Source organism: Fluctibacter halophilus, from assembly GCF_020687825.1.
Taxonomy (GTDB): domain Bacteria; phylum Pseudomonadota; class Gammaproteobacteria; order Enterobacterales; family Alteromonadaceae; genus Fluctibacter; species Fluctibacter halophilus.
Genome location: NZ_JAJEWP010000001.1, coordinates 906,723 through 914,334 on the forward strand (window position 1 = coordinate 906,723; position 7,612 = coordinate 914,334).

The following is a 7,612-nucleotide window of genomic DNA, read 5'->3' on the forward strand; positions in this document are numbered from 1 at the left end:
TAAGGATATTTGATCATGAAAGCGATGTTTAAGTCTCAAGCAACAGCGCTGGCCCTGGCAATCTCATTTAGCATGGGCGCGCTGGCGCAACAAGCGCCGCCAGAGCCTCCACCGGCTCTCGTAGAAATTGACGATGTGCGCTCAGAAATGATCGCTGAACAAATCTGGGTTCCGGGTACGGTGGTCAGTCGTACCGATTCCGACATTGCCTCGGAAGTGGCCGGGCGGATCACCTGGATGGCGGACGTTGGCGAAGTGGTTCAGGCTGGTGATGTGATGGTGCGCCTGGACGACAAACGCCTGCAACTGACACTGGGACAAAACGACGCCAATATCGCCAAGTGGCAATCCCGGGTCGATTTGCTGGAGCGCAAGCAGGGCCGTTTTACCACCATGGCGGCACAAAATGCCACCTCCAAGGATCAATTGGATGAAATCACTTCAGAACTGGAAATTGCCCGCCAGGAGCTACAGCAGGCCCGTCTGGATCGTGAACTGACCGCCTATCACATCGCCCAAAGCCAGGTGAAGGCGCCGTTTACGGCCATGGTTGTTGACCGTCTGCAAACGCCGGGTGAATACACCAGTATTGGCCAGAACCTGTTGCGCATTGTGGATACCACCAACATTGAGGCGAGTATCCGTGCACCGCTGTCAGCGATCCCGTTTATCAAAACTGATATGGAAGTGCTGGTTAAAAACAATCACCAGTCATTGACCGAAAAAGTGCGTGCCATTGTTCCGGTGGGTAACGCCCAATCGCGCATGATGGAAGTGCGGGTACAGTTACGTCCGGGGGATTTTGCGATCGGCAGTGCGGTGCGGGTAGCGCTGCCCCACAGTGACTTCCACCAGGGCACCACAGTCCCCCGTGATGCCCTAGTGCTGCGTAAGGCAGGGGCATTTATCTACCAGGTAGATGATGACAATCTGGCCCAGCAGGTGGCCGTGCGTACCGGCATCGGGGTGGGTGAGCGCATCGAGGTGTTTGGTGAAGTGAACGATGCATCACCTGTGATCATCCGTGGTGCGGAGCGCTTGCGTCCGGGGCAGAAAGTCCGCTACCTGGACGAAGGGGAACAAACCGCAGCGATCAATTAAGGTCGCTGCAGCAGATCAAACAACGACTCCATGATGGTGATCAGGTAAGGGTCGAGGGCTTTTCGCTCGGCCCAGGTTTGTGCAAAGGGTACGGTGACCACCTGATGATGGTGTTCACCGACCATAATCCCAGTGGCGCCACTACGGGCAATTTCAACCGCGTGAGCACCCAGACGGGTAGCCAGTAAACGGTCCTGAGCCACCGGAGAACCGCCCCGCTGTACATGCCCGAGGATCACCGGGCGACATTCAATACCCGAGCGACTGTTGAGTTCCTCAGCCAGTCCGGTTACACCGCCTGGCCACAGGTTTTCCGTCACCACAATGATGTAGCTGGAGTCACCACGGCGGGCCTTTACGCCCTCGATATGGGCGAGAATATCAGTCACGGTGTTTTCACTGTCTTTGAATAACTCGGGCAGCAACACCTGATCCGCGGCGGACGCTACTGCGGCATTCAGCCCGATAAAACCGGCATGACGTCCCATCACTTCGACCAGAAAAATGCGTTCGAAAGCATCGGCGGTATCGCGGACTTTATCGATGGAGTCCATCGCCGTTTCAATGGCCGTGTAGTAGCCGATGGTGGCATCCGTGCCGGCGATGTCATTATCGATGGTACCGGGCAGGCCGATGATTTGTCCGTCCCAGTAATTCGACAAGTGCTGGGCGCCGCGAAATGAACCATCTCCGCCGATAACCAGTAATGCTTCTATACCCAATGCGTTGAGGTTTTTTGCGGCGGTTTGTGCGCCTTCCTCGGTTTTAAATTCGTGGCAGCGGGCGCTACGCAGGATGGTGCCGCCCCGTTGAATGATGTTAAGTACATCTTTGGCCCGCAGGCGTCGGTATTCCTGTCCGATGAGTCCGTGGTAACCGTGTTGATAGCCGTACACTTCAATATTGTAGTGAAGTGCTGTCAGTACCACTGCCCGAATGCAGGCATTCATGCCGGGGGCGTCTCCCCCTGAGGTCAGCAAAGCAATTTTTCGCATGGTATGTCATCCCGTTAAACCAGATTCAGAGTAACAGGCCAGGGTGATAAAACACAATCAGCGACAACGGTTTTTGGCGCGTAAAAATGAGTGTAAGAAATCGTGTCGTTGGATTGTCAATGGGGTGGTAGCAGGGCAAAGTATACCCATACAGGAGAACGGAAAATTCCATGAAACAGATGCTTCGCACAGCGGTATTGCTGGTACCCCTGGTACTGGCCGGGTGTTCATCCACCTTTGCTTACAACAACCTTGACTGGTTGTTGTACTGGTATCTGGATGACTATGTCGATTTACAGCGTGATCAGAAGCAGGTGTTCGACCAGCAACTCGACACCTGGTTACAGTGGCACCGCGCAGAGGAGTTGGGGGCTTATCGCAACCATTTGAATGATTTACGCGAGGACCTGTCACAGCCCCACATCAGTGCCGAGACACTGTTGGCGCACATGAACCGGGGACGTGGCCATTGGGAGCGATTTAGGGACCGTATTGTGCCTGGACTGGCCGAGTTTTCCCCCCGTCTGAGTGATGAACAGGTCAATCAGCTGTTTGACGAGCTGGAAGAGCAGAACCGCAAAAACGAACAGGAGCGCTACGAGGGCACTGAACAGGAGCGTCAAGCTCAGCGTGTTGAGGACTTGCAGGATCAGGTCAAAGGTTACATCGGCCGTTTGACCGATAGCCAAAAAGTCCTTATCGCCGAACATGCGCCGTTGTTTGAAAGCAGCTTTGACGGGTGGATACAGTACCGGCGTCAAATCCAGGCCAAAGCGCGGGCGTTGTTCGATGCACGTCACGACAACCCGGCGTTTGTGGCTGAGCTCAAAGCATTGATGTTGGATCCGGACCAGGAAAAATCAGACGAGTATGTGGCGATCAGTAACCGTAACCGTGCCCGTTTTGCACAACTGGCCAGCCAGTTGCACGACACGTTAACGGACAAACAGCGTAAACGGTTATTGGGTGAAATCGACGACCTGATTGATGATCTGACCACGTTGATTGAGGACGACTAGCCGGTATCAGCGGGGTGGGTCCAGGCGGCCACCGTGGGTGCCGTTGATCCGGAACCAGCCCGCGATAGACCAGCGGTCGCGGACGGCGGGCAGGACTTCATGGGGAAATTGCTCGCTCAGAAAAGCCACCAGGGTACCGAAGCCGGGCAAGACTTTTACACCCTGATGATCGTGCTCGTCCTGATACAACACCAGTTCGCCACCATCGTCGCTCAGCCATTCGGGATTGAGGTATACCACCAGGGATAAAACCCGGTTGCCTTGCCCCTGAAAGGCATCCATGTGGCGTTTATAGAAAGCACCCGGCTGATAGTGGGCGTAGTGACTTTCAAACGAATACAGGCCCATGAACAACTGCCGGTTAAGGTGCTGCTGTAGATCGGCGGTCCAGTTTAACCACCGTTGGCCGGTAGGGGTATTGCCGTCAATCCAGCAAATCTCATCGCGACGCACAAACGGGTTGTGGCTGTGCTGTTGTTCACGACCGATACCGGCAACGTGTAATTCACTGTCGTGCAGGCTTTGGGCCTGTTCAAACAAGTCGTTGGCCAAATCAACGGGCAGGGCAAAGGGTTGTACGCTGTAGCCTTTGTCAACGATATCGTTGGCAATGGATTCGAACAATCCCACCGATTCATCGGCATGGGAAGTGAGTTGTGGTTGTTGCTGATCAAACATGAAAGCGACACGGTGAATCACGGTGACGCTTTTTATGCTGAAAATGCGAGTTTGGCAAGCAGATTTTGCCGCTATTGGCTAATTTTTATCCTTTTCTTTGACCGCACCGATAGGCTTCTGATCACCTTTGCAGATGGTGTCATAGTCATCGCGATAATAACGCAGGTTAGTACAGGCCTCCTCATAACGCTTCTGTGCGGTCAGTGCTTGTTGCGGATAGCCCTTTTTATTCATGATCTTACGCAGATCTTCACACTCCTGGTGCTGCCGTTTAACTTCCAGAATCTCTTCACAAGGGCGTTCATAATTGGCGCAACCGGACAGAACCAGGGCAACGGTGGCAAGGGCTGAATACGCCAGGGTGGTAACAGGGCGTGAGAATGCTTTGAAGGCTGAGTGCATGATGTTTTCTCGTTGTGTACTACACCCTAAACCCTAGCCCAGCGCTGATACGAAGGCCAGAAAAAAGTAAAAAACTTACCGAAAAAGAGACGGTTGCGTGACTTTCGTCGTTGATTGGCGACAGGTTTGCTGGTTGTTTTGCTGCTGACGCTGCAAATTGTCGGGGGTTGTGCCCTGAATACCAAAAGGCCTGCTGGTCAGCAGGCCTTTATCGAAACGGTGTTGTGCCGGGTCGCGGCAATATCCATTCTACGTACTTTATTGACGTCGTTTGAAGCGGCCCAGTGCGAGTAACGCAAGGCTGAACAGTCCCAGCATCGCAGGTTCAGGCACCGAAGTGCGCTGGTAGGCCTGGAAAATGATGTTGTCGTTGTCACCGAAACCCAGGTCTCGCGAGCCTTCAAAGAAATAACCTAAATCCACATAGTTGCCGGCACCCAGAAAGGTTGCGGAGCCTGAAATCACTTCACCGGCATAGTTACCGGGCATATAAACCCAGGTGGCGTTGCCTGACGTGCCGAAAGAGTCGCCAGCCAGGATGCCGCCGGACAGGTTGGTACCACCACTGAACCAGTTGTGGGTGCTGCCGGTCCAGATCAGGTCAACGTTGCCACCTAAAGCATGCATGCCGTTGCCGTTTTGCAGGATCACGGTGTTGGAATCAAAGTTGTTGGTTCGGGTCCAGTTATCGATAAAACCGTCCCATCGGATCACCAGGTCACCACCGCTGTTTTCCCAGGTCACAATAATGTTTGCATTTGCGCTGAAGGTGGTTAAACAACATATCGTTGCGATAACCCCAAAAACTTTTTTCATCAACATCGTATTCACCTTAATCTGCTCCGCAATGCTGCGTAACAGGCAAAATGCAGGATTTATGCCTTAAAACGTAAGCGTTTACATTTCAGTGACATACGAGCATTGCCTGGTAGAGGAACGTGTGAATTGTAAAAAATGCCGACATTTTTTACTGGATCTTTAACAGTTTAGCGAAATAAAATTACCGATAATGGGCCGGTGTTTTATTCATTACAGCTAAAAACCAGCGTTAATATGGTGGTGGGGGCTAAGGTTTTTTCGGCAATAGGCATCGGGATGCCGATTCTTAGAAGCTGCATTTGAGCGCGAAAAGCGAATTGCGGACGTTGATTCGTTCAACGCTGGCAGACCGCCTTTTAAACAAAGAGCAGACATTCAATCACGCCGTTTTAGACGGCGCTGAAATTCTCCTTACTTTCCACAAAGTCTCAATCACAACGCGAGAGTAGAAATGCATGCTAACCCATTGCTAATATTGGGCTAATTAATGGAAAGCTGTGGACTTCCCAGTGGCTCTGAGACGGGAATACCGCGAAATTGCGTTAGTGCACTGTTAGGAATTAAGGAATGAACGGACTTTTGGATAAACATTCATACGTCAAACTAATTGAATTCACTATTGAGAATCGAAATTTCACCAAAGTTCAAGCATGTGAAGTTTCTGGAATGTCACAGAGTGATTTCGACTTCATCACACATGAACTCTTTGTATTAAGTGCAGCTCAAAATGAATATGTACATCCAAATCAAAATTACGAATGGAAACTAAGTCCACAAGCATATTTTAATTATCTTCAGTTTTGTGAATATCAGCATGCTATACAAACATCCAACAGGGCCCATTGGACATCAATTGCCGCAATAGTAATATCAGGCGCGTTGGCGTTGGGCTCTATCGTTGTTAGCATTTATGGCTAACAAGTAAAACATCTGCAAACCACTCGCTTCGCATGCGTTTTCCGCTGTTCAAAGCGTTAGGTTACTCAGAAAATAGGCGAGGAAAGATATGGATATTGTCTCAGGATTACAAAACCTTAACTACATGGCTGTAGCAGTCGCAACGATAGTGAGCTATGTGCTTGGCTTTAGCTGGTATCATTGGGCACTTTTTGGTGAAGCATGGGCAAATGCTTTAGGGCTCACAAAAGAAGAAGCGGATAGTACTGAAGGTCTTGGCGGAGCTTTTGCTATATCTTTAGTTTCAGGGCTAACAAAAACTGTATGTATTGCTTTTCTTATGTCGGCAACAAATATGTCTGGTGTTTTAAGCGGGGCATTTTTGGGGGCAGTAATTGCAAGTGTGTTTACTGCCACATCAATAGGTTATTACAATGGATTTGCACGAACACCTTTAAAATTAACAGTAATAAATTCAGCGCATAGTGTTGTCGAGCTTGCTCTAATAGGTGCAATCATTGGCGTGTTTGCTTAACAAAATATGCCTGGCAAGGCCACACATCCGGCCTTCTGCACCTGTCTCTAACGAACGGTGGCGGCGTCAAATACCTATGGAAGCAGTATGAAGCTAGTCTCCAAAATTGTTTTGTCTCTTTTTATACTATTGGTTGTTGCCTATTATGGCAGTGCTTTTGTTATGCCCAGTGTGACTGTCGTAAACAAATCAGGCGTCGCACTTGAAGAAGTGGAGGTTGCTTTACCAAGTTCCAATTTAGATTTTGGAGCATTAGAGAATGGTGAGGAGAATACACTGCATTATTCTCTAGACCAAAGCGATGGTGTTTACAACTATCACTTTAAGCGTAATAGTTCAGTCATTTTTCGTGGTAGTTGTGGTTACGTTACTGGTAATGAACTTCACAAAAGAGTTGTAATTACGTTTAATGAAAACAACGAAGTCGTATGCAGCTAGGCATTATTGCAAGTGCCATTCAGCCACAACTGTCACTCAATACTTAACTAATGATTCTCCACTGACCTTTGAGTAGATTCTTCCTTGTCGTCTAGTGTCAGTAAGAGTTGCTCAGCAGGAGATGACATTTCTTCGATGTAGTGGGGTGAAAACGCAAACTGACCCCATCCCTGGTACCGCACCCAGCCCGGACACAAATATTTCCTTTTGGGACGTAGTAGGCTTTTGTTGATTCATCCTCGTTGTTTGGAATCAGTCAGGAGTGCTCAGCAGGAGATGACATTTCTTCGATGTATTGGGGTGAAAACGCAAACTGAACCCATCCCTGGTACCGCACCCAGCCCGGACATCCTGTCCGGTCGTTCATTCCTTTTGGCGTGATTACCTATCACGCCAAATCGCCGCTGGCGACCGGAGTCTCACCCCTCTTAGGCCGTACTTCGTACGTTCCCAAATGCTCCCGGCATTTGGGTCGAACACAGCGCGTCGCTGGTTCTCACCAGGCCCCTTCAAGGGTGTTTGGGTTTATAGCGAAAAAAGAAACTTCGGTTGAAGTAAGAAGAGTGGTGGAGGGGGCTGGATTATCGCAGGCGTCCTGCCTGCGACCTCTTAGGCCGTACTTCGTACGTTCCCAAATGCTCCCGGCATTTGGGTCGAACACAGCGCGTCGCTGGTTCTCACCAGGCCCCTTCAAGGGTGTTTGGGTTTATAGCGAAAAAAGAAACTTC

General features: G+C 50.3%; 9 protein-coding genes. 5 read left to right on the top strand and 4 right to left on the bottom strand.

What is annotated here, in order from left to right; genetic code table 11:
• Positions 1 to 15 precede the first annotated feature (15 nt).
• Positions 16 to 1,101 (top strand): efflux RND transporter periplasmic adaptor subunit, encoded by a 1,086-nt coding sequence (locus LJ739_RS04205; protein ID WP_229157342.1) that lies wholly within the window; start codon positions 16 to 18, stop codon positions 1,099 to 1,101.
• On the opposite strand, the gene LJ739_RS04210 is transcribed toward LJ739_RS04205, so the two are convergent.
• The gene (locus tag LJ739_RS04210) at positions 1,098 to 2,096 is read right to left on the bottom strand and encodes an ATP-dependent 6-phosphofructokinase (RefSeq protein ID WP_229157343.1); all 999 of its coding nucleotides are present in this window, start codon (positions 2,094 to 2,096) and stop codon (positions 1,098 to 1,100) included. The genes LJ739_RS04205 and LJ739_RS04210 overlap by 4 nt on opposite strands.
• Positions 2,097 to 2,266: 170 nt before the next feature.
• Here LJ739_RS04210 and LJ739_RS04215 point away from each other — a divergent pair, with 170 nt between their 5' ends.
• Complete coding sequence (locus LJ739_RS04215) at positions 2,267 to 3,115, top strand: DUF6279 family lipoprotein (RefSeq protein ID WP_229157344.1); 849 nt, start codon at positions 2,267 to 2,269, stop codon at positions 3,113 to 3,115.
• A 6-nt stretch (positions 3,116 to 3,121) separates the two neighbouring features.
• Here LJ739_RS04215 and LJ739_RS04220 read toward each other — a convergent pair whose 3' ends face one another.
• The 3 genes from LJ739_RS04220 to LJ739_RS04230 form a co-directional block, all read right to left on the bottom strand.
• Positions 3,122 to 3,793, bottom strand: a complete 672-nt coding sequence (locus LJ739_RS04220; RefSeq protein ID WP_229157345.1) for a 2OG-Fe(II) oxygenase — start codon at positions 3,791 to 3,793, stop codon at positions 3,122 to 3,124.
• Positions 3,794 to 3,871: 78 nt separating this feature from the next.
• Positions 3,872 to 4,195, bottom strand: a complete 324-nt coding sequence (locus LJ739_RS04225) for a hypothetical protein (protein WP_229157346.1) — start codon at positions 4,193 to 4,195, stop codon at positions 3,872 to 3,874.
• Between the two features lie 258 nt (positions 4,196 to 4,453).
• The gene (locus LJ739_RS04230; RefSeq protein WP_229157347.1) at positions 4,454 to 5,011 is read right to left on the bottom strand and encodes a PEP-CTERM sorting domain-containing protein; all 558 of its coding nucleotides are present in this window, start codon (positions 5,009 to 5,011) and stop codon (positions 4,454 to 4,456) included.
• A gap of 570 nt (positions 5,012 to 5,581) precedes the next feature.
• Here LJ739_RS04230 and LJ739_RS04235 point away from each other — a divergent pair.
• The 3 genes from LJ739_RS04235 (at position 5,582) to LJ739_RS04245 (ending at position 6,884) form a co-directional block, all read left to right on the top strand.
• Positions 5,582 to 5,932: a hypothetical protein gene (locus tag LJ739_RS04235; protein ID WP_229157348.1), complete on the top strand. Its 351-nt coding sequence runs from the start codon at positions 5,582 to 5,584 to the stop codon at positions 5,930 to 5,932.
• Positions 5,933 to 6,020: 88 nt separating this feature from the next.
• Entirely contained in the window at positions 6,021 to 6,446 is a 426-nt protein-coding gene (locus LJ739_RS04240) for a DUF1761 domain-containing protein (protein ID WP_229157349.1), read from the top strand.
• Between the two features lie 87 nt (positions 6,447 to 6,533).
• Positions 6,534 to 6,884, top strand: coding sequence for a hypothetical protein (locus LJ739_RS04245; RefSeq protein WP_229157350.1), 351 nt, complete (start codon positions 6,534 to 6,536; stop codon positions 6,882 to 6,884).
• Positions 6,885 to 7,612 lie beyond the last annotated feature (728 nt).